This is a genomic window from Candidatus Planktophila limnetica (genome assembly GCF_002288365.1).
Taxonomy (GTDB): Bacteria; Actinomycetota; Actinomycetes; order Nanopelagicales; family Nanopelagicaceae; genus Planktophila; species Planktophila limnetica.
Genome location: NZ_CP016782.1, coordinates 595,268 through 616,916, shown reverse-complemented (window position 1 = coordinate 616,916; position 21,649 = coordinate 595,268). Strand labels below are relative to the sequence as shown.

Annotated in this window: 21 protein-coding genes; 1 reads left to right on the top strand and 20 read right to left on the bottom strand. The window is 44.0% G+C overall.

The window, feature by feature from the left end:
• Window position 1 precedes the first annotated feature (1 nt).
• The 5 genes from carB to pyrR are packed head-to-tail and all read right to left on the bottom strand — an operon-like array spanning window position 2 to window position 7,170.
• A complete protein-coding gene (carB, locus tag PHILAsVB114_RS03325; RefSeq protein WP_095697980.1) occupies window positions 2–3,265 on the bottom strand; it encodes a carbamoyl-phosphate synthase large subunit in 3,264 nt (1,087 codons plus the stop codon).
• A complete protein-coding gene (gene carA / locus PHILAsVB114_RS03320; protein WP_095697979.1) occupies window positions 3,265–4,392 on the bottom strand; it encodes a glutamine-hydrolyzing carbamoyl-phosphate synthase small subunit in 1,128 nt (375 codons plus the stop codon). The genes carB and carA overlap by 1 nt, the downstream gene beginning before the upstream one ends.
• Window positions 4,389–5,690: a dihydroorotase gene (locus tag PHILAsVB114_RS03315; RefSeq protein WP_095697978.1), complete on the bottom strand. Its 1,302-nt coding sequence runs from the start codon at window positions 5,688–5,690 to the stop codon at window positions 4,389–4,391. Before PHILAsVB114_RS03315 ends, carA begins: the two co-directional genes overlap by 4 nt.
• On the bottom strand, window positions 5,687–6,637 hold the full coding sequence (locus PHILAsVB114_RS03310; protein ID WP_095697977.1) for an aspartate carbamoyltransferase catalytic subunit: 951 nt from the start codon (window positions 6,635–6,637) through the stop codon (window positions 5,687–5,689). The genes PHILAsVB114_RS03315 and PHILAsVB114_RS03310 overlap by 4 nt, the downstream gene beginning before the upstream one ends.
• Window positions 6,634–7,170 (bottom strand): bifunctional pyr operon transcriptional regulator/uracil phosphoribosyltransferase PyrR, encoded by a 537-nt coding sequence (gene pyrR / locus PHILAsVB114_RS03305; RefSeq protein ID WP_095697976.1) that lies wholly within the window; start codon window positions 7,168–7,170, stop codon window positions 6,634–6,636. Before pyrR ends, PHILAsVB114_RS03310 begins: the two co-directional genes overlap by 4 nt.
• A 126-nt stretch (window positions 7,171–7,296) precedes the next feature.
• On the opposite strand from pyrR, the gene PHILAsVB114_RS03300 reads away from it, so the two are divergent.
• A complete protein-coding gene (locus PHILAsVB114_RS03300) occupies window positions 7,297–7,800 on the top strand; it encodes a helix-turn-helix domain-containing protein (protein ID WP_095697975.1) in 504 nt (167 codons plus the stop codon).
• Here PHILAsVB114_RS03300 and nusB read toward each other — a convergent pair.
• The 15 genes from nusB to PHILAsVB114_RS03225 all read right to left on the bottom strand — a co-directional run bounded on the left by nusB (window position 7,790) and on the right by PHILAsVB114_RS03225 (window position 21,623).
• Entirely contained in the window at window positions 7,790–8,212 is a 423-nt protein-coding gene (nusB, locus tag PHILAsVB114_RS03295) for a transcription antitermination factor NusB (RefSeq protein ID WP_095697974.1), read from the bottom strand. The genes PHILAsVB114_RS03300 and nusB overlap by 11 nt on opposite strands.
• Window positions 8,213–8,214: 2 nt before the next feature.
• Window positions 8,215–8,772, bottom strand: coding sequence for an elongation factor P (gene efp, locus PHILAsVB114_RS03290; RefSeq protein ID WP_095697973.1), 558 nt, complete (start codon window positions 8,770–8,772; stop codon window positions 8,215–8,217).
• Window positions 8,773–8,892: 120 nt separating this feature from the next.
• On the bottom strand, window positions 8,893–9,321 hold the full coding sequence (gene aroQ, locus PHILAsVB114_RS03285) for a type II 3-dehydroquinate dehydratase (protein ID WP_095697972.1): 429 nt from the start codon (window positions 9,319–9,321) through the stop codon (window positions 8,893–8,895).
• The gene (aroB, locus tag PHILAsVB114_RS03280) at window positions 9,318–10,370 is read right to left on the bottom strand and encodes a 3-dehydroquinate synthase (protein ID WP_095697971.1); all 1,053 of its coding nucleotides are present in this window, start codon (window positions 10,368–10,370) and stop codon (window positions 9,318–9,320) included. Before aroB ends, aroQ begins: the two co-directional genes overlap by 4 nt.
• Window positions 10,367–10,873 carry a shikimate kinase gene (locus tag PHILAsVB114_RS03275; RefSeq protein WP_095697970.1) on the bottom strand — a complete coding sequence of 169 codons (507 nt, stop codon included), beginning with the start codon at window positions 10,871–10,873 and terminating at the stop codon, window positions 10,367–10,369. Before PHILAsVB114_RS03275 ends, aroB begins: the two co-directional genes overlap by 4 nt.
• Before the next feature lie 2 nt (window positions 10,874–10,875).
• Window positions 10,876–12,057 (bottom strand): chorismate synthase, encoded by a 1,182-nt coding sequence (gene aroC / locus PHILAsVB114_RS03270; protein WP_095697969.1) that lies wholly within the window; start codon window positions 12,055–12,057, stop codon window positions 10,876–10,878.
• 4 nt (window positions 12,058–12,061) lie between these two features.
• Window positions 12,062–12,526, bottom strand: a complete 465-nt coding sequence (locus tag PHILAsVB114_RS03265; RefSeq protein ID WP_157906142.1) for a prepilin peptidase — start codon at window positions 12,524–12,526, stop codon at window positions 12,062–12,064.
• 50 nt (window positions 12,527–12,576) lie between these two features.
• Window positions 12,577–13,380: a hypothetical protein gene (locus tag PHILAsVB114_RS03260; protein ID WP_095697967.1), complete on the bottom strand. Its 804-nt coding sequence runs from the start codon at window positions 13,378–13,380 to the stop codon at window positions 12,577–12,579.
• Window positions 13,377–14,399 (bottom strand): endolytic transglycosylase MltG, encoded by a 1,023-nt coding sequence (mltG, locus tag PHILAsVB114_RS03255; protein ID WP_095697966.1) that lies wholly within the window; start codon window positions 14,397–14,399, stop codon window positions 13,377–13,379. Before mltG ends, PHILAsVB114_RS03260 begins: the two co-directional genes overlap by 4 nt.
• Window positions 14,386–14,808, bottom strand: a complete 423-nt coding sequence (gene ruvX / locus PHILAsVB114_RS03250; protein ID WP_204246839.1) for a Holliday junction resolvase RuvX — start codon at window positions 14,806–14,808, stop codon at window positions 14,386–14,388. The genes mltG and ruvX overlap by 14 nt, the downstream gene beginning before the upstream one ends.
• A 19-nt stretch (window positions 14,809–14,827) precedes the next feature.
• Window positions 14,828–17,503, bottom strand: a complete 2,676-nt coding sequence (gene alaS / locus PHILAsVB114_RS03245; RefSeq protein WP_095697964.1) for an alanine--tRNA ligase — start codon at window positions 17,501–17,503, stop codon at window positions 14,828–14,830.
• A gap of 9 nt (window positions 17,504–17,512) precedes the next feature.
• Window positions 17,513–17,881, bottom strand: coding sequence for a DUF948 domain-containing protein (locus PHILAsVB114_RS03240; protein WP_095697963.1), 369 nt, complete (start codon window positions 17,879–17,881; stop codon window positions 17,513–17,515).
• Window positions 17,882–17,938: 57 nt separating this feature from the next.
• The gene (gene aspS / locus PHILAsVB114_RS03235; RefSeq protein ID WP_095697962.1) at window positions 17,939–19,684 is read right to left on the bottom strand and encodes an aspartate--tRNA ligase; all 1,746 of its coding nucleotides are present in this window, start codon (window positions 19,682–19,684) and stop codon (window positions 17,939–17,941) included.
• 26 nt (window positions 19,685–19,710) lie between these two features.
• Complete coding sequence (gene hisS, locus PHILAsVB114_RS03230; protein ID WP_095697961.1) at window positions 19,711–20,982, bottom strand: histidine--tRNA ligase; 1,272 nt, start codon at window positions 20,980–20,982, stop codon at window positions 19,711–19,713.
• Entirely contained in the window at window positions 20,979–21,623 is a 645-nt protein-coding gene (locus PHILAsVB114_RS03225; protein WP_095697960.1) for an MBL fold metallo-hydrolase, read from the bottom strand. Before PHILAsVB114_RS03225 ends, hisS begins: the two co-directional genes overlap by 4 nt.
• Window positions 21,624–21,649: the final 26 nt, after the last annotated feature.

The following is a 21,649-nucleotide window of genomic DNA, read 5'->3' as shown; positions in this document are numbered from 1 at the left end:
TTTAGGCCAGCCAGCTTTGGATAGATCGAATCGATAACTCTTCACGTTGAAGGGATTTTATACCTTCGACTGCTGCTTTAAAGCCCGCTGTCGTTGTAATGCACGGCACAGATCTTTGAACCGCCGCCGTTCTAATTAACCATCCATCTTGACGTGTGCCCCGACCGACAGGAGTGTTGATAATGAGATCGATTTCTCCAGAATTGATTAGCTCAACAATCGTTTTCTCACCTAAAGGTCCAGTGCCTTCTGAATGCTTACGAACTCGCGTGCAAGGTATTTGCTTTGCAGCCAATGCATCTGCTGTTCCACCCGTTGCAAGAATGTTAAAACCGATGCGAGACAAATCATGCGCGGCTTGAATCCCTTGTTGCTTATCCTTATCAGCCAAACTCACAAATACTGTGCCATTTTTAGGAAGCGCACCGAAGGCACTTATCTGCGACTTTGCATAACTCTGTCCAAAAGAATTTGAAATGCCCATGACTTCACCTGTCGAACGCATCTCCGGTCCAAGAACTGCGTCAACTCCCCTGCCATCAGTTCTACGGAAACGATTCCAGGGAAGAACAGCTTCTTTTACAGAGATGCCCTTAGCGACTCCATCACCCGTGCTTGGCAATAAGCCTTCTTCGCGTAATTGTGAAATCGTGGAGCCAACAGCTAATCGAGCCGCAGCTTTTGCTAAAGCAATACCTGTTGCTTTACTTACAAATGGAACTGTTCGAGATGCACGAGGGTTGGCTTCTAAAACAAATAGCTGTGAATCACTCATTGCAAATTGAATGTTAATCAGACCAATAACACCGACAGCTCGCGCAATCTTTGTTGTTGCCTCTTTTATCGTGGCTATCGCCTTGGCATCAAGTGACATGGATGGCAGAACACAAGCGCTATCGCCCGAATGAATTCCAGCCTCTTCTATGTGTTCCATTACTCCACCTAAGAAGAGTTCCTGACCATCAAAGAGAGCGTCCACATCGATTTCAATAGCACTATCTAGAAAACGATCTACAAGGACAGGATGATCAGGTGTGATATCAGTTGCGCGGGAAATAAAGCCTGCAAGAGACTCATTGTCGTAAACAATCTCCATGCCTCGCCCGCCGAGTACGAATGATGGTCTAACTAAAACTGGATACCCAATTCGCTGCGCGATAGTTAAAGCTTCTTGTTCCGATGCAGCCATTCCATATTCAGGTGCACGCAAGTTCTCACTCTTTAAAATCTCACCAAAAGCGCCACGTTCTTCAGCCAAATTAATTGCCTCTGGACTGGTACCAAGAATTGTTACTCCTGCTTCTTTCAACCCGGCAGCTAGACCTAATGGTGTTTGACCACCGAGTTGGGTAATAACTCCAAGAACTGGTCCTGCCAGGGTTTCGGCGTGAATCACTTCAAGGACATCTTCCAAAGTTAAAGGTTCGAAGTACAAGCGATCACTGGTGTCATAGTCGGTGGAAACTGTTTCAGGATTGCAATTGATCATGATTGTTTCGTAATCACTTGCTTGCAGGATGAAACTGGCGTGAACGCAAGAATAATCGAACTCAATACCCTGCCCAATGCGATTTGGCCCACTGCCCAAAATAATAACGGCAGGTTTGGTGCGAGGTTTTACTTCTGTTTCTTCCTCGTAACTTGAATAATGGTAAGGAGTAAATGCTTCAAATTCTGCGGCGCAAGTATCAACTGTTTTATAAACAGGGTGTATTCCTAGATGAATTCTGGCGCGCCTAACATCTTCTTCAGTTATTGATCTAAGTTCGGCTATCTGCGAATCTGAAAATCCTAAATTCTTAGCACTTCGAATCACTTCGGCGTTTAATTCACCAGGTTGAGAGATTGATTCTGCTCTTTGATTTATCATTTCTATTTGCTGCAAATACCAGGGATCAATCTTGGTTGAGGCATGAACCTGATCAATACTTGCCCCAGCCCACATTGCTAATTGCATCTGTTGTAAACGATATTCAGTTGGAATCGACATCTTCGATACCAAATCATTGACGTTAATTGAGCTTTTATCAGCTGGAAAAGTGAAAACTGCTTCTTTGCGCTCGAGGGAACGTAGCGCTTTCATCAATGCCTCTGGAAAACTTCTTCCAATAGCCATTGCTTCACCGACACTTTTCATCGTCGTAGTTAGTCGCGGATCAGCATCTGCAAATTTTTCAAAAGCAAAACGTGGAGCTTTAACAACAACATAATCCAAAGTCGGTTCAAATGATGCAGGGGTTACCTGCGTGATGTCATTACGAATCTCATCAAGGGTGTAACCGATGGCTAATTTGGTTGCGATTTTTGCTATGGGAAACCCAGTCGCTTTAGATGCCAATGCACTTGATCTAGAAACGCGTGGATTCATTTCAATTACGATGATTCGACCATCTGATGGATTGACGGCAAATTGAATATTGCAACCACCGGTATCAACACCTACTTCACGAATAATCGCCATAGATAAGTCTCGTAGTTTTTGATATTCAACATCTGTCAACGTCATTGCAGGAGCAACTGTTATTGAATCACCTGTATGTACTCCCATTGGATCTAGGTTTTCAATACTGCAAACGATCACAACGTTATCGGTCTTATCCCGCATCACTTCTAGTTCATATTCTTTCCAGCCTAAAATTGATTCTTCAAGCAAAACTTCAGAAGTTGGGCTATGGCGCAACCCCGCTCCCGCTATTTGTTTGAGTTCATCTTCTGAAAATGCGATTCCTGATCCCAAACCGCCCATTGTGAAAGAGGGTCTAACAACCACCGGATAGTTAAGAGATTTAACAGCTTTTAGAGCATCCTCCATGGTGTGACAAATTATTGATTTGGCGCTGGATCCACCGATCTTTTCTACAATTGCCCTGAATAACTCTCTGTTTTCACCACGTTTGATTGCATCAACATCGGCGCCAATTAATCGCACTCCATATTTTGCAAGCGTTCCTAATTCATATAAACCAATGGCAGCGTTGAGAGCAGTCTGACCGCCGAGTGTGGCCAGCACCGCATCTGGTTTTTCCTTGATAATAATTCGTTCAATGAACTCCGGTGTAATCGGTTCGATATAGGTGGCATCAGCAAATTCGGGATCAGTCATGATTGTTGCAGGATTTGAATTAACTAGAATTACTCGAATGCCTTCTGCACGTAAAACTCTGCAGGCTTGTGTACCAGAATAATCGAATTCACATGCCTGACCGATGACAATTGGTCCACTACCAATAACCAACACACTCTTGATTGCTTTATCAACTGGCATTAAAGGACTCTCGCAGCCACTGGATATTTTTGCATTAACTCAATAAACCGATCAAAGAGATAATCAGCATCGTGAGGTCCGGCAGCGGCCTCAGGATGATACTGAACGCTAAATGCTCCACGTTCTAACAGCTGTAAGCCCTCTACTACTCCGTCATTAAGAGATACGTGTGTAACTTCGCCTGTACCAAACACTGTTGAGAAGACGCCTTCAGTTGGAGCCTTCAAAGCAAAACCATGATTGTGTGCAGTGATTTCAACTTTATTTGTGTTCTTATCAATGACAGGTTGATTTATTCCACGATGGCCGAATTGAAGTTTATACGTTTCAAAACCTAACGCTCGACCAAGGATCTGATGACCGAAACAAATTCCAAAAATAGGTATCTCAGCTAACAACAGCTCGCGCACTAAATCAATAACTGATGTCATTGTTGCCGGATCTCCCGGACCATTGGATAGGAAAACACCATCTGGCTTTATCGATGAAATTTCAGCAAAGGTTGCGTTATATGGCATCACATGAGTTTCTACCCCACGCGCAGCTAGTGCTCGCGGTGTTGCCCCTTTGATTCCCAAATCGATTGCAGCAACTTTAAACTTCCTTTCCCCAATAGCCGGGACAACATAAGTTTGCTTAGTTGAAACATCTTCGCTCAGATATGACCCAGACATCAGTGGCTGCTTGCGCACTTCTATGACCATTTCTTCACGAGAGAGGTTCTGACCGGAGAAAATCCCTACTCGCATTGCACCTCGATCACGTAAGTGCCGCGTTAATGCTCGAGTATCAACCCCTGAAATACCGACAATCTTCTGTGAAATCAACTCATCTTCCAAAGAATTCTCACTTCTCCAATTACTAGTAACCGGAGATGGACTTCGCACGACAAAACCTGCTACCCATATTTTCTTTGATTCATTATCTTCTGTGTTCATACCCGTGTTACCAATATGTGGGGCAGTCATAACTACAACTTGCTTGTGATACGAAGGATCTGTCAGTGTTTCTTGATAACCGGTCATACCAGTTTGGAAAACAGCTTCACCAAATGTAATACCTTCACATGCCCAAGATGACCCTTCAAAGATGCGACCATCATCTAGAACCAGGAAAGCTTTACTCATGAATTATTCTCCGTGAGCAACTGTGCCTGTAACAGAGTTGGGACTCCTTTATAGAAAGTTTCAGTAATCACGCCAGGCAGTTCCATTCCGTGAAAAGGAGTGTTTCGACTACGTGAGGCTACTAAGTCCCGGTCGACTCTCCAACTAGTCCGAGGGTCAATCACAGTGAGATTTGCCATCTGACCAAGTAGAAAATCTGTGCCTTGATCGGTATATCCCCCGATTCGCGCTGGAGTGCGTGAAATTCGTTCTGCCACTCCATTCCAGTCCAGCAATCCCGTTTCAACCATTGTAAGAGTAATTATTGAAAGAGCAGTTTCTAGTCCCAACATACCGAATGCAGCTTGCTGCCACTCACACTCTTTGTTTTCGGCAGGATGCGGGGCGTGATCAGTTGCAACAATATCAATGACACCCTCTGCTAAAGCTTCTCTCAACGCATGGACATCTTTTTCTGTACGCAGCGGTGGATTTACCTTAAAAACGGGGTCATAAGAAGTTGCCATGTCATCAGTAAGTAAAAGATGGTGAGGAGTTACTTCTGCTGTGACATTTATTCCGCGAGCTTTAGCCCAACGAATGATTTCAACACCACCTGCTGTGCTCACGTGACAAATGTGTAATCGAGACTGCACGTGATCTGCGAGTAACACATCACGAGCAATAATTGCTTCCTCGGCAACTGCTGGCCATCCTTTTAAACCCAGAACCGATGAAACTATTCCCTCATTCATCTGGGCATCAATGGTTAAATCTGGATCCTGTGCATGTTGAGCAATTACTCCATTGAACTTCTTTACATACTCAAGAGCTCTTCGCATTACTTGAGGATTAGAAACGCAGTGCCCATCATCACTAAAGATGCGCACTTTCGCTGCGCTGTCGGCCATGGCGCCGATCTCTGAGAGTTCTTGACCATCTAAATTTTTAGTCACCGCGCCTATGGGAAATACATCACATAGCCCTGCTTCAATTCCTAAGCGAAGCACCTGTTCAACTACCCCTGCTGTATCTGCAACGGGTGATGTGTTTGGCATTGCAGACAGAGCAGTAAATCCACCTTTAGCCGCGGCACGAGAAGCGGAAAGAACTGTCTCTGAATCTTCTTTACCAGGTTCACGCACATGAGTATGCAGGTCAACTAGCCCGGGAAGAATAATTCTGTCGGTTGCATCAACAACAATCGCCTTGCTATCGGCTGGGTTGGCAAATCCTGCAATCTTTGCATCCGAGATATATAAATCTTTTTTGGAGCCATCACTTAAAGTTGCTCCTTTTATGAAATAGTTCTTACTCATGCGAGTGCTCCTGATTCGATTCCTTCTCCAGTTAAGAGCGTATAAAGGATCGCCATCCGAACACTTACTCCATTACTCACTTGTTCGATAATCACTGATCGCGCACTATCTGCGACATCTGCAGTAATTTCTAATCCACGATTCATTGGACCTGGATGCATGATGATGGAGTCTTTCTTCATTCGCTTTACTCTGTCAGAGTTCAATCCAAAGTATCTTGAATACTCACGAGCATTTGGGAAGTAAAGTTCATTCATTCGCTCATTTTGAACTCGAAGCATCATGATGGCGTCCACATTCGGAATCAATTCATCAAAATCATAAGACACATGCGCATTCCAGCTTTCAATTCCAACTGGTAGCAGAGTTGGTGGAGCTGCAACACTTACAGTTGCACCAAGTTTGGATAGCAACAAAACATTAGATCTCGCTACCCGTGAATGCAATATGTCACCGACTATTGCAACATGTAACCCCTGTAAATTCTTTGCTCCTTGCATGAGGTGTTTACGCAATGTATAGGCATCTAGTAGTGCCTGACTTGGATGCTCGTGAGTACCATCTCCAGCATTAATTACGGTTCCTGACATCCACTTCGATGTTGCTAATCTGTGAGCAGCACCTGATGCTTGGTGGCGAATAATGACTGCATCAGCCCCCATAGCCTGCAGCGTTTGGGCTGTATCTTTCAACGATTCGCCTTTGCTGACGCTAGATCCTTTAGCACTGAAGTTAATAACATCTGCAGATAAGCGCTTGGCTGCTGCTTCAAATGAAATTCGGGTGCGAGTGGAATCTTCTGCAAATAAATTAACGATAGTTCTACCGCGAAGAGTTGGTAATTTCTTCATGGGAGCATCCGATACGCGAGCAAGTTCGGCTGCTGTATCGAGTATGGCAATTGCCTCAGATTCGCTGAGATCATTAATTGATAACAAATGTTTCATAAGGAACCCGCTGATCCGATGAGAACTTCATCCACGCCATCGATTTCAGTGAGATGTACTTTGACCGACTGGTCTAAAGACGTTGGTAGATTCTTGCCAACGTAATCAGCTCTTATAGGTAGTTCACGGTGTCCGCGATCGACTAGGACAGCCAACTGAACAGTGCGAGGACGTCCGATTTCACCGAGAGCATCAAGTGCTGCACGAATTGTTCTTCCCGAGAAGAAAACATCATCAATGAGAATCACGTCTTTGCCTTCAATTCCGGCTGGAGGAATCTTTGTAGGCATGAGAGCTCGTGGAGGGCGCAAACGAAGATCGTCGCGGTGCAAAGTGATATCTAAAGTACCCACTGGCACTGATTTAGATTCAATACTTTGAATTATTGTGCCAATGCGATGAGCTAGATGTGCTCCTCGTGTTGGGATCCCAAGCAAAACTAAATTGCTAGATCCACCATTGCGTTCAAGGATTTCGTGGGAAATGCGAGTTAATGCTCTGGCAATATCTGCCGGCGGCAGGGCAACGCTCATGTAAATCTCCTTCCCCACCTCGCAGGATGGGTCGTTAAAGGATGCTGGCCAAGAATAGCACCAAAAAATGCCCTCCTGTGGACAAGCAAATATCGGCGTTTCACTCTTGTTCTAGATTGCGTACTTATGAGTACACACAAAAATACCAGCGTAGGCCCACAACTATTAGGACATGCACTCAGAGAAATGCGACGAGCTAGAAAATGGACTTTGGCAGACTTTGAAAAAGCTAGTCACGGTCGTATTAAGGCCGTGGTTCTTGGTTCATATGAACGGGGATCGCGCTCGGTCTCAGTGGATAAATTGCAAGCAATCGCAGAAATATATTCGGTTCCAGTTAGCGCATTTTTCAAACAGGGTGTGCCAGAGAACTCATCATTTGAATCGACTAACATCATTATTGATTTGAGAAAACTTCGAGAAGAAATGTCACTTCACCCCAGCAAATCTCTTACCCTTTTAGATCAATTCACTTGCGGCATAATCAATTTTCGCAAGGATTGGAACGGAGAGATACTGTCATTACGAAGAAATGACCTAACTTTCTTAGCAATTATGACCGAAAGTAGCGATACAAACCTTCTGCAAATACTGGCCGACCAGCATGTTCTTTTTAACTTTAAAGGTTGAGATCCCCACGTATGGATGCGATGCGACCCAAAACGCCGTGAATATAACCAGATGACTCCTCAGTCGAGAGCTCCTTTGCAAGTGCCAGTGCTTCATCAATAGCCACAGCATCAGGAACATCTTCTTGCCACAAAATTTCATAAATTCCAATACGTAATACATTTCTATCAACTGCAGGAAGTCGATCCATATCCCAGCCTTGTGCATACGTTGAAATTAACTCATCGATTTTCCGCTTATGAGTATCCACGCCAGATATGAGAATCTTTGTGTAATCACGAATTGGACGAGCATCTGGACCTTCTTCATCCACATCACGAAGTGCCAATAAATCCGTGGAATCTTTGCCACGAATATCAGATTCGTAGAGAAGGTCTAAAGATTGTTTACGAGCTTTACTTCGTGCCGACACTGTTAAGCGCGACCTTGGTAGGAACCATCTCTGGTATCGACCAAAACTTTCTCGTCTTGCTTAATAAATAGTGGAACTTGAATCTCGATGCCAGTTTCAACTGTAGCTGGTTTAGTTCCACCCGATGAGCGATCGCCTTGAATGCCTGGTTCGGTATATGTAATCGTTAGTTCAACTGAAGCAGGCAATTCAATGTATAAAGGATTTCCCTCGTGCACGGCAACGATTGCTTCGGTGTTTTCTAACATGTAGTTCGCTGCGTCGCCAACAGTTTGCGCAGAGATATTTGTTTGATCAAAGGTCTTGTTGTCCATGAATACAAAATCTTCGCCATCTTTATATAAGAAATTCATTTCGCGCTTTTCTAGAATAGCAACTTCGATTTTGACGCCAGCGTTGAAAGTTTTATCAACAACTTTTCCTGTAAGAACTGACTTCAACTTAGTGCGCACGAATGCTGGACCTTTTCCAGGCTTCACATGCTGAAACTCAACTACGTTCCATAGTTGACCATCGATGTCGAGTGTCATTCCATTCTTAAGATCATTTGTTGATGCCACTTGTATAACCACGCTTTTCTTATATCAGGCCATTGTGGCCAGGCTATCGATTCCCGATAGTCAAGGGTGTAAGGATACCCGCTAAAGTGCTAATGAAATAATTAGCAAAACTAACGCTGCTTATAAGAGTGCTTTAAGTGCGCTCATAGCCAATGCATATGAATTTGGGCCGAATCCACCAATAGTTCCATTGGCAACTCCTGAAATTACTGATGTATGTCGAAATTCTTCACGCGCTAATGGGTTTGATAAATGAACTTCGATAAGTGGAGATTTCACCAATTCTGCAGCATCGCGGATTGCATATGAATAATGCGTAAATGCAGCAGGGTTAATGATCACTGGATAAGAATTATCGGCAGCCTCATGCAACCAAGAGATAATTTCTGCCTCGTCATCACTTTGACGCACGTCGGCCGTAAAACCGTGCGAGGAAGCGGCTGACTCAATGAGATTAACTAATTGCGGATAACTCAAATCTCCGTAGATGGATGAGTCGCGAATATCTAGACGAGAAAGATTCGGACCGTTGATTACGAGTACCTTCATTTGGCTATTTTCTCATAAGCGTGCGCAACTTCATCACTACTTAGACCTTCAATTCTCTGTGTCTTGCCCACACCTGAAATACCAACAAATCGAAGAGTGTTTCCACGAGATTTCTTGTCCACACTCATAAGTGCCTGTAATTGAGGTAACGCGGCGCGTTCATAAGTAGTTGGCAATCCAACCTTTTCTAGAAGCGAAATATGCTGCTGAACAATCTGTTCATCTAGTCCACAATGGATTTGCGAAAGATGGGCAGCAAAAACTAATCCAATCGAAACAGCTTCGCCATGGCGCAATGCGTACTTGCTATGGCGTTCGACTGCATGCCCAAGTGTGTGACCGTAATTCAATACTTCTCGCCCAAAACTCTCTTTGAAATCAGAACTGACCACTGCTGACTTAACGGCTACAGATCTTTCGATAAGTTGATTAAGCAAATCATAATTATTGCGATCGCGATCCAAATCAAAGTTCTGAATTAAATCTAGGATGGATTGATCTCCAATAAATCCTGTCTTTATAACCTCAGCCAGTCCAGCTGCTACGTCTCGATTTGAAAGCGTCTTTAGCCACTTCGAATCGATGATCACTTTACGCGGCGAGTGAAATGATCCAATTAAATTCTTGCCATACTCACTGTTTATTCCTGTTTTACCTCCAACGGAAGCATCAACCATTCCAGCCAGAGTCGTTGGTATTGCAATCCAATCAATTCCTCTTAACCAAGTTGCACTCAAAAATCCTGCAGCATCTGTAACTGTGCCGCCGCCGATAGCAACAACTAGATCAGAGCGTGTAAAGCCAGCAGCGCCCATCCAATCCCACATCTGAGCAAGTGTTTGGGCTGACTTGGCAGATTCACCATCAGGCAGTGGAAAATAATGCATCTCATTTTCAATAGATAGTTTTGGTATGTGTTCTGCTTGGGACTCAGAATAGAAAAAAGCTATGCGATCATATTTTGAAATACTAGAGGTGAGCTCTGATAGCCAATCGTTACCGATCACCACATCGTATTGATGTTCGGATTTAACTGTGATGACGCTCATGATAGAAGTGTAACAATCGCAGTAGCAGCCTCGTTCGGGGTTAATTTATCTGTCATTAACTGATGGTGTGCTAAGGATTCGTAAATCGGTCTACGAACATTCATTAATTCTTGCCACTGTGCTCGAGGATTGCCCAGAAGTAATGGTCTGTCACGATTGAAACCAACACGCGGTGCAGCGCCGGCGAGTGTGACATCTAGAAAAACTACTGGAGATCCACTGGCCTTAATTGCTCCTTGGGCAATCGTTGATAGTGGCGCGCCACCACCCAAACTCAATACACCCGAGTGTTCAACTAATTGCTTAAGAAGTACTTGTTCTTCTACTTCACGAAAGTATGGTTCACCCTTGTCCACAAAGATTTCACCAATGCTCTGCTTTTCTTGCTCAGCAATTACTGTATCCGTATCTACAAAATCTTCCTTTAACAACCTTGACAGCGATTTTCCGACGCTAGATTTTCCGGCTCCTGGTGGGCCGATTAAAATTACGCGTGGAGGCATCTTTATTTAAAACGAAGATTTTCCATATAGGACAAGAAGTTACGTCGTGTTTCAGAAACGCTGTCTCCCCCGAATTTTTCCAGAACAGCTTCAGCCAAAACGAGTGCTGCCATTGCTTCGGCAACAACGCCTGATGCAGGGACAGCGCATACATCTGATCTTTGATTAATCGCTTTTGCCGGTTCTCCAGTGGAAACATCAATGGTATCTAAAGCTTTTGGCACAGTTGAAATTGGTTTCATGGCAATGCTGATTCGCAAGATTTCACCGTTAGACATTCCACCCTCTGTGCCACCGGCGCGATCAGTTCTGCGCACAATCTTTCCTGAAGAATTCTTTTCAATTTCGTCATGAGCCGATGAACCTCTGCGAGTAGCTGTAAGGAATCCATCTCCAATTTCAACGCCTTTGATTGCCTGGATCCCCATCATCGCGCCAGCTAATCTCGAATCTAAACGTCGATCCCAATGAACATGTGAACCGAGTCCCGGTGGAACATCAAAGACCAAAACTTCGCACACTCCCCCGAGAGTGTCTCCATCTGAATGTGCTTTTTCTATTTCCTTAATTATGAGCGCACTCGTTTTTGCATCCGCACATCGCACAGGATCTGCATCAATTCTGTCTTGATCATTTTTTGATGGCAAAGGTGCATCTTCTGCAACACGAACTCCACCGATTGAAATTACATGGCTAAACAAAGTTATGCCTACGCTTTGTTCTAGGAATGCGCGTGCAATAGCACCTAAAGCAACACGAGCAGCGGTTTCTCGTGCGCTAGCACGTTCCAAAATCGGACGCGCATCTGTGAAGTCATATTTTTGCATTCCAACCATGTCAGCATGGCCTGGGCGAGGTCTGGTTAGTGGAGCATTGCGAGCCAAACCTTCTAATTCTGAATCATCAATTGGATCAGCAGACATAACTTTTTCCCACTTGGGCCATTCAGAGTTACCAACTTCAATTGCAATTGGCCCACCTTGTGAAATTCCTAAACGAATTCCACCTTTGATGGTGATTTTATCCGCTTCAAAATTTTGTCTTGCTCCACGACCGACTCCCAGTCTGCGTCGTGCTAAATCTTTATCTATGTCTTTGGTCGAAATTTTTATATGCGCAGGAAGGCCTTCGACAATCGCCGTTAGGGCCGGGCCATGTGATTCACCTGCAGTTAACCAACGCATTGTCCTATTGTGGCAGAAGAAGACCTATCGGGGCGTACAAATAAAGCCCACTTGCGAGAAAGATATCTGGCGCCATCGCAATTCGATGTGGAACTTTTCGATACATTAAAAAATATAGGCAAATATGTGCCAGCACAGCCAACCACAACGAAACGAAGAAGATTTCAAATGACCTTAGCCCCGAATCAAAGAAAGCAAGTGCCAGGACGGTAGTCAGTTTTACATCACCGAAGCCTATGCCTCCCGACTTATGCAATGCATTGCTCGCAAGATATAAAACCGTGAGGAGTGCAAGGAAGGAGACACCGGCTATGAGATCCATACCTGCGTTAGGTAGGAGAACCGAGAAGAGTATGAGAGAGGTTAAAAAATGTAAGAGTTTACGATTGCGGATTTTTTGAATTCTTAAATCTTCAATCGAAATACTCAAGGCAAAATAGCCCATTACAAGGATTTGTAAGATCTGCACATTTAGAGCGTAATCTGCAGATGGCTTGAAAAAAGTGCTGTGTGGATAACTTACTTAGAAGTTAACTCTTTCTTTAAATAAGTCGAGAGCTCGTGCTCATCAAAGTCCATTCCTGAAAACAACTTTATCTGTTCAATACCTTGTGCGATCAACAGATCTAATCCACTTATTACAGGGGCTCCAGTTTTCATCCAAGCAGAAGCAAATTGGGTAGGCCACGGATTGTAAATTACATCGAAAAAAGTTCCAATCGGCTTTTGAGTTAATTCCTGGGCAAATGAATCTAAAACTGCTTTAGGGGTTGTGTTTATAACTAAATCGAACTTATAAAGATCATTTGTAAATTGCCATGGCAAAAACTTCATGCCTGACGCTTTCACAGACGCTTGCATAGATTCTTCGCGTTCAAGGTTTCTATGAAGCACCGATATTGAAGTGTTCGCATCATCAAAAGCCGCAGCAGCAGCGCGCGCTGTAGCACCTGATCCCACAATCAGCACCGATTTCGGTTTGCTTGAATTCTCTAGATTCCAAGCGTTTTGAAATCCGAGCACATCAGTAGAATACAAACTCCACGAATCATCTTTTCTAATCAAAGTATTTCCAGATTGAATTCTTTTCACTAACGGGTCAATAACCTCAGCAATTGAAAGCACTTCCTCTTTAAGTGGCATCGTTAATGAAAAACCTGTCCAACCATTTGACTTATCGCTTAAGAATTCATGTAGCGACCCAGCCGGAACTTCAAAGGAGTCATAGTGCCCAGAAATTTTCAGATATTTGTATGCGCTCATATGCAGTCGAGGCGAAAGTGAGTGAGAAATTGGGGAACCCAAAACAGCAGCATTGATCATTTAAATGCCCCCGCCTTTCGATTCTTTATATACAACGCTTTCCACTGGTTGAACTCGTTTATATCGGCTGTAAATCTTGTGTCACCAGGACTAACTGTAACGAAATACAACCAATCGCCGACGGCTGGATTAATTGCAGCCTTAATCGCATCTAATCCGGGGTTACCGATAGGACCAGGGGGTAATCCGTACTTTCTATAAGTGTTATATGGTGATTTAAGAAGAGTTGATTTCGTACTAAGAAAGATATCTCCTCGAACCTTTTGCGCATAGTGAATTGTTGAATCCATTTGAAGAGGCATTCCAATTTTTAATCTGTTTTTGATTACTGCCGAAACTTTGGTGAAGTCTTGCAACCCACCTTCGGCTTGAACGATTGATGCAATAACAATTAATTCTTGCGGGGAGAATTTAGGATGACCAGACAGTCCTAAAGTTGCCACTTGTTGCTCAAACCGTTTAATCATTGATTCAAGGGCTTGCTTAGAAGACGTCTCCTTTGTAAAACTGTATTGAGCTGGGAATAAAACTCCTTCAAGAGAAGTAAATCCTTTGGGCAATTGAATTTCCTTTGCGGCTTTTAAAACATCAGCCTTCGTAAAACCATTCTGCTCAAGTTCCTTAAATATTTCTGTACTCCATTGACCCTCAAAAACTTTGATTAGGTTTGGAATTCTGCCGGAATCTAATAATTGCTCCAGCGCTTGCTTGGCCGATATCTTTGAATTGAGTTGATGAATACCTGGCGCGATTCGTGCTGCCCTGGCATCAGAAACCGCGACTCTAAAAAAACTCTGTGAAGATTCAATAATACCCAGGTCAAGAAGTTGCGCGGCTATTTCTGATCCAGTTGAACCTTCTGCAATTGATACATCAATTAAAACTTCTGACGCCGTTATTGAACGAGCAGGGAAGTCTCTTGCAGAGGCACCTGAAGATCGATATTCATGAACTCCTAGAGTTATTACCGCCACGGCGAAGAATGCAATAGCGACTCTTAATAACTCACTCTTTTTCATTGAGGCTTATTCTTTTTTCGATAGCAATAGCTTGTTCTAAAATTGCAACTGCTGCGGCTTGATCTATTGCTGATTTACTCTCACGAGAATTCATTCCTGAATCTTTCAATTGTTTTGCCGCACTTACAGTTGAAAGTCTCTCATCAATCATTGAGCAAGCGATCTTGGTACGGGTCGCAATTTCTTCCTTGAAATCTTCTGCTTTCTGCATTGAAATACTGGATTCGCCAGAGAGATGTCGTGGAGAACCAACGTATATATGTATTGGTTCATACTCATCTACGAGAGCCATGATCTGATCCCACAAATCAACATCTTTACTCTTTAAAGTTGTTACTGGAGTTGCAAGAATGGCATCTGGATCACAGACCGCAACACCGATACGTGCGTCGCCATAATCAAAGGCCATGCGTCGCCCTCGAAGCATCTTATTTTCCAGAAATAGCGTGTTCGATAGTCATTAGAGCTTCATTAATTTTTGAAACATCAACACCGCCGCCTTGGGCGAAATCATCTTTCCCACCGCCACCGCCACCTAATACCGCTGAACCGATTTTGACTAGAGCGCCAGCTTTTACTCCAGCTGCACGTGCTTCATCACTTGTTGCAACCACCAAACTAGGCTTTGAATCCGTAACGCTGATAAGAACAATCACACTGTTAGGAGTTTTACTCCGCAAATCTAAAGCGATTGTTCGCAAGCTTTCACTATTTATTCCATCTGAAATTTGGGCTGAGATCAACGTTATCGAACCAATATTCTTCTTAGTTTTTAACAACTCAGAACTCTTGGCTAATGCAGCATCTGTTCGTAATGTAGCTAATTCCTTTTCTACATCTTTCATCTTCGAAATCAAATCAGAGACGCGCTCAGGTAACTCTTCTGTTCGAGAACCTTTGATAATTTCAGTAAGAGAACTGAGCAACACGTGCTCACGTGCTAGGAATTTATATGCATCGACACCAACTAGTGCTTCCACGCGTCTCACGCCTGCACCAATGGAGGATTCACTTAATAATTTGATTATTCCAAGTTGACCAGAGCGGGCAACGTGAGTGCCACCGCATAATTCTCTAGCCCAATCTCCCACACTCACAACGCGCACTTGATCGCCATATTTTTCACCAAAGAGAGCCATTGCTCCCAATTTCTTTGCATCGACTTGGCTCATTACTTCGGCGCTTACTTCGAGATTATCCAGAAGCAAAGTATTTACCCGTGACTCAACATCATTTAACACCGAATCTGGAACTGCCCCAGTTGCAGGAAAATCAAAACGAAAACGCCCTGGCGAGTTTTCTGAACCTGCTTGAGTTGCAGTTTCACCAAGAATTTCTCTAAACGCTTTATGAACCATGTGTGTGGCCGTATGCGCACGTGAAATAGCACTGCGTCGTTCAATATCAATCTGCGCTAACACTTGTGTTCCAGCTTCTATGACTCCACTTCGAACTCGTCCGCGATGCACACTAATTCCAGGAACTGGAGTCTGCACATCATCAATTTCAATTACTGCTCCATTTGCCAAAGTTATTAGTCCACCATCTGCTAACTGACCACCACCTTCTGCATAAAAGGGAGTCCGATCTAAAATAACCTCGATTTCATCACCAGATTTTGCAGATTGCACTGCAACGCCATCATTTACTAAGGCTTTAATAACAGCTTCGCTCTCTTGATGCGTGTAACCAACAAAAGAGGTAAGGCCATCTGAATCTGCTATCGAGCGATAAACACTGACATCTGTGTGGCCACTTTTTTTAGCCTTAGAATCTGCTTTTGCCCGATCTCGTTGTTCTTTCATTAAGCGGCGAAAGCCATCTTCATCCACTTCTAACCCTTCTTCGCGAGCCATTTCAAGAGTGAGATCAAAGGGGAAGCCATAGGTATCGTGTAATTTAAATGCGGCATCTGCAGATAACTTGGCGCCTTTGCCTTTCTTTATTGATGCGCTTTCTACTTCAAAAATAGTTGTGCCACTCTTTAACGTTTGCAAGAAGGTATCTTCTTCAGCTTGCGTTACTGCCAAAATTCGATCACTCTCGGCTTTAAGTTCTGGATACTGAGACGACATAGCCCCTATTGCAGCCTTAGTTAGTTCATTCATGATCAAATCATCTGAACCCAGCAAGCGCATATTGCGAATGGTGCGGCGCATCATGCGGCGCAAAACATACCCACGACCTTCATTGCCAGGAGTTACACCATCGCCGATAAGCATCGCCGAAGTTCGAGCGTGGTCAGCAACTACTCGTAGTGCAACATCTGATTTTTCATTTTTCCCATACTTAACACCGGTCAGCTCGGATGCTCGATTTAGAATTTGAGCAGTTGTATCAATTTCATAGATATTTTCAACGCCTTGTAAGAGCGCTGCCATTCGCTCTAAACCAAGACCTGTATCAATGCTCTTCGCCGGAAGTTCGCCAAGAATTGGAAAATCGTTTTTACCTGAACCAACACCACGTTCATTTTGCATGAAAACTAAATTCCACACTTCCATATACCGATTTTCATCTGCAATCGGTCCGCCTTCACTGCCGTATTCAGGACCTCGGTCGTAATAAATTTCAGAACACGGACCACATGGTCCGGGAACTCCCATGGACCAGAAATTATCATCCATTCCTCTGCGTTGAATTCGGTCTAAAGGTAATCCGATTTTTTTGTTCCAAATTTGTACAGCTTCGTCATCATCATGAAAGACAGTGACCCATAATTTGGATTCAGCAAAGCCATAACCACCATCGGAAATAGGACGAGTAAGTAGATCCCACGCCAATGCGATTGCACCTTCTTTGAAATAATCACCGAATGAAAAATTTCCACACATTTGGAAAAAAGATGCGTGACGAGTTGTTTTGCCTACTTCATCAATATCAAGGGTTCGAACGCACTTTTGAACAGAGGTCGCTCTCTTATAAGGCGGGGTAACTTCTCCAAGAAAATAAGGTTTGAAGGGAACCATTCCAGCATTTACCAATAATAAATTTGGATCATCAGCAATCAGAGAAGCCGAAGGTACTACCGTGTGAAGTAAACCTTCGCGGTTATCTGATTCGAAGAAGCGCAGCCAGCGCGAACGGATTTCGGCGGATTCCACGTCGGCAGATCACTCAGCCTTCTTCTTCTTTTTCTTTGAACGAACTTTGCCCATTTGCGCAGCCGATACAAGAGCTCCGGCTACTTTTAACGCAGGACCACTCTTATCTAAAAAATCAGATGTTGTGCTCGAAATTTTTTCGGATATATCTTCCACATTTTTTGTGATGCGATTAAAGCTTTGTAGAGGTCCATTTACAAGAGTTACAGTTGTATGAACTTCTTCAATCAGTGGAGTTGCTTCATCAGTAACAGCTTTCAGCGAAGTTTTGGCTTCATCAATAAAACGTCCCACACGGATAACTGCGTAACTAACCGCAATTGCGATAACAAGAAGGGATGACGCCGCAATGATCGTTGCAATTCCACCTGGACCCATGGCTTCCTCCTTGATTTACGAACCGATTTGCTAATAAGACCAGCCTACCCGATTGCCTTACTTGGCTCCCTCTTTTGGCGCCCCATCAATTCCACTCTCTTTACGTTGCGCAGGAGTAATCGGAGTTGGTGCCCCAGTAAGCGGATCCGCACCACTTGCTGTCTTTGGAAAAGCGATTACTTCACGAATTGAATCTGAATGAGAAAGTAGAGCGCATAATCTATCTAGACCTAGAGCAATTCCTCCGTGTGGAGGTGGACCATAATTAAATGCTTCTAGTAAAAACCCAAATTTACTTGCTGCTTCTTCATCACTTAATCCGATAACTGTAAATACATCCTTTTGCATTTCACGATCATGAATACGAATCGATCCGCCACCTAATTCGGTACCGTTTAGAACAATGTCATAGGCATATGCCAACGCACTTGCAGGATCTTTAGCGAAAGTTTTAGCGAACTCTGGCTTTGGGCCAGTAAATGGATGGTGCACCGCGGTCCAACCACCACCATCTGTTGGTTCAAACATTGGCGCATCTACAATCCAAACGAATTCCCATCGCGTTGGGTCAATGAGATTGCAACGCTTTCCAATTTCAAGACGCACCGCACCAAGTAAATTCAACGATGCTGTGCGCTCTCCGGCAGCAAAGAAAATCGCATCTCCAGGTTTAGCGCCAACGTGCGCGGCAATGCCGTCTTGTTCAGCTTGCGTTAAATTCTTAGCAACAGGTCCTCCAAGAGTTCCATCTGCTGCAACTAAAATATATGCAAGTCCCTTGGCGCCACGCGCTTTAGCCCAGTCTTGCCATGCATCTAATTCGCGACGAGGAGAATCAGCGCCGCCTGGCATTAACGCAGCTCCAACATATGGGGCTTGGAAAACTCGGAAAGTAGTGTCGGCGAAATAACTAGTGCAATCAACGAGTTCTAGATCAAAGCGCAAGTCAGGTTTATCTGATCCATATCGCGCCATTGCATCTAGATAAGTCATACGAGGAATTGGCAAAGAGATTTGGTAGTCAAGTGCTTCTTTCCACACCTTAACCAAAATCTTTTCAGCCACGGCCAAAATATCTTCTTGATCAATAAAGGACATCTCGATATCTAGTTGAGTAAATTCTGGTTGGCGATCTGCTCTGAAGTCTTCATCGCGGAAACAGCGCGCAATTTGGTAGTACTTTTCCATTCCAGCAACCATCAATAATTGCTTGAAAAGCTGTGGAGATTGAGGCAATGCATACCAACTGCCTGGCTGCAGTCGAACAGGAACTAAGAAATCTCGTGCGCCTTCAGGCGTTGAACGTGTGAGATAAGGAGTTTCAATTTCGAGAAACGCTTCATCTTCCATCACTCTGCGAATAGTCGAGGTGACCTTTGAACGCAAACGTAAATTCGACGCAGGACCTTCTCGTCTTAAATCCAAATAACGATACTTCAAACGAACTTCTTCTGAAATTTCTACATCATCGCCGCTATCAACCGGAAATGGTAAAGCTGATGCTTCACTTAAAATTGTTACATCATCGCCCATCACTTCGATGGCACCGGTTGGAACAGCAGAATTCTCATTTCCAGATGGTCTAGCGACAACTTCACCAGTTATTTTCAAGCACCATTCTGCGCGTAACGCTCCTGCAATTTTTTCATCGCGAATAACAACTTGTACCCACCCTGTTGCGTCGCGGAAATCGATAAATGCCACACCACCGTGATCTCGACGTCTGGCAACCCAACCAGCAAGTGTCACGCTTTGGCCAACATGGGATGCTCGAAGCGTTCCAGCTCCATGTGTGCGCAACATTTAACAGCCTCTTTTTCTAAAGATAATTATTTACCAGAAACACTTCGAAGATGTTCCTGCAAGGAGGTAAGAGTAACCGAAGATGTCTTACCCGTGCTCATCTGCTTGAGCTCGACAATCCCAGTTGAAATTTCGCTATCACCAAGGACTAAAACGTATTCGGCATTACTTTTATCGGCTGCTTTCATAGACCCTTTCAGAGCGCGATCACCGAAAGAAATCTCAACTTTCAGACCTGCTTTTTGTAACTCTTGAGCAACAGTTAATGCCACTGTTTTACTTTCAACGCCCAATGGAATGATGAATAAATCTGAAGTGAACTCTTGATCAAATGAAATACCTTCAGCATCTGCAGCCAGTACGCAACGATCAATACCTAAGCCAAAACCGATTCCGGAGAGTTGCTGACCACCCAATTGCTCCATAAGCCCGTCATAACGGCCACCGCCACCGATGCCAGATTGCGCTCCGAGTAATTCGTGAACGAATTCAAAGGTTGTTCCGGTGTAGTAATCCAAACCCCGCACCATTCGTGGATTAATAATGTAGTCAACTTTGAGCGCTGTCAGGTGCTTCTGTACATCTTCAAAATCCTTCAAGGAATCTGCTGATAAGAAATCAAGTAACAAAGGCGCATTAATCATCTGAGTTTTAATCTCATCGCGTTTATCATCAAATAGGCGAAGCGGGTTAACACCAGCGCGGACGCGAGTATCTTCATCTAAATTCAATTTTTCAATGAATTTTACTAATTCAACTCTGTGTTTTGCCCGTGATGCAGAATCCCCTAGAGATGTAATTTCTAAACGGTACTTTTCTAATCCGATTGATTTAAATCCGGCATCTGCAATTGCGATAACTTCGGCATCTAATGCAGAATCTTGAATACCAATTGCTTCGATGCCTACTTGGTAAAATTGACGATATCTACCTGCTTGCGGACGTTCTGCGCGAAAGAATGGTCCACTGTAATAAAGTTTGACTGGAAGTTGGCCTCTGTCTAAACCATGTTCGATGACAGCGCGCATTACACCGGCGGTACCTTCCGGGCGAAGAGTTATTGAACGTCCACCACGATCTTCAAATGTATACATCTCCTTTGATACAACATCTGTTGATTCACCAACTCCGCGAGTAAATAACTCTGTATCTTCAAAAACTGGTAATTCGATTAATTCATACCCTGCATTTTTCGCAGGTTCTAGTAACGCCTGACGAACAGACTCAAATTTTCGAGATTGTGGTGGTACATACTCGCTGACACCTTTTGGTGCCTGTATTTGATTTGCTTTACTCATCGCCTACCTGATTTCTTCGCAGCATCGATGAGATAAGGATTAGTTTTTCGTTCGTGAGCAATAGATGTATCCGGTCCGTGTCCGGGAAGAACTCGAAGGTGATCAGGCAGCGTCAAAACTTTATTTACAAGTGTTTCTTGCATATCCCTTGCCGAACCAGAAGGTAGATCGGTTCGGCCAATGGCGCCGGCGAATAAGACGTCACCGCTAATGAGAACTTCATCATCGACTGTAAACATTAAGGAGCCTCGAGTATGTCCCGGGGAATGAATCGCACGAAACTTCATTCCTAGCATTTCGAGTTCAGCTCCATGTCGTAATTCTCTTACATCACTCGGTTCGACAAAGTTCATTGCGCTTAATGTCGCTAGAAATTCAGCACCATGAGCGCGTTCTGGATGCAAAAGAAGCGCTCGATCTTCGCTATGGATATACGTCGGGATCCCATATCCATCAGCAACTGGAACGACTGAAAATGTGTGATCAAGGTGTCCGTGAGTGATGATTGTGGCAACAGCCTTTAATTTGTGTTCATTTAAAACCATAGACACTGTGTCAGAAACATCAGGCATTCCGGGATCAACGATGATGCATTCCCCACCGGGGGCATCGGCAATGATCCAACAATTGGTGGCAAACATTGGGGCCGCGAAGGAGGTGATGAACA

Coding starts and splice junctions, on each gene's coding strand:
- pyrR (WP_095697976.1), bottom strand. CDS start 7,170: ATGAGCGTTGCCCTGCCGCCGGCAGATATTGCCAGAGCATTAACTCGC.
- PHILAsVB114_RS03275 (WP_095697970.1), bottom strand. CDS start 10,873: ATGCCTCCACGCGTAATTTTAATCGGCCCACCAGGAGCCGGAAAATCT.
- PHILAsVB114_RS03225 (WP_095697960.1), bottom strand. CDS start 21,623: ATGTTTGCCACCAATTGTTGGATCATTGCCGATGCCCCCGGTGGGGAA.
- ruvX (WP_204246839.1), bottom strand. CDS start 14,808: ATGGCCTTTGATTATGGCGACGCACGTATCGGTGTTGCGGTCTGTGAT.
- PHILAsVB114_RS03310 (WP_095697977.1), bottom strand. CDS start 6,637: ATGAAACATTTGTTATCAATTAATGATCTCAGCGAATCTGAGGCAATT.
- hisS (WP_095697961.1), bottom strand. CDS start 20,982: ATGAGTAAAGCAAATCAAATACAGGCACCAAAAGGTGTCAGCGAGTAT.
- aroB (WP_095697971.1), bottom strand. CDS start 10,370: ATGAGCGTCATCACAGTTAAATCCGAACATCAATACGATGTGGTGATC.
- PHILAsVB114_RS03260 (WP_095697967.1), bottom strand. CDS start 13,380: ATGATCAATGCTGCTGTTTTGGGTTCCCCAATTTCTCACTCACTTTCG.
- carB (WP_095697980.1), bottom strand. CDS start 3,265: ATGCCAGTTGATAAAGCAATCAAGAGTGTGTTGGTTATTGGTAGTGGA.
- mltG (WP_095697966.1), bottom strand. CDS start 14,399: ATGAAAAAGAGTGAGTTATTAAGAGTCGCTATTGCATTCTTCGCCGTG.
- aroQ (WP_095697972.1), bottom strand. CDS start 9,321: ATGAAGGTACTCGTAATCAACGGTCCGAATCTTTCTCGTCTAGATATT.
- PHILAsVB114_RS03240 (WP_095697963.1), bottom strand. CDS start 17,881: ATGGGTCCAGGTGGAATTGCAACGATCATTGCGGCGTCATCCCTTCTT.
- carA (WP_095697979.1), bottom strand. CDS start 4,392: ATGAGTAAAGCTTTCCTGGTTCTAGATGATGGTCGCATCTTTGAAGGG.
- aroC (WP_095697969.1), bottom strand. CDS start 12,057: ATGCGTTGGTTAACTGCAGGTGAATCACATGGCCCGGCCCTAACGGCG.
- aspS (WP_095697962.1), bottom strand. CDS start 19,684: ATGTTGCGCACACATGGAGCTGGAACGCTTCGAGCATCCCATGTTGGC.
- PHILAsVB114_RS03300 (WP_095697975.1), top strand. CDS start 7,297: ATGAGTACACACAAAAATACCAGCGTAGGCCCACAACTATTAGGACAT.
- PHILAsVB114_RS03315 (WP_095697978.1), bottom strand. CDS start 5,690: ATGAGTAAGAACTATTTCATAAAAGGAGCAACTTTAAGTGATGGCTCC.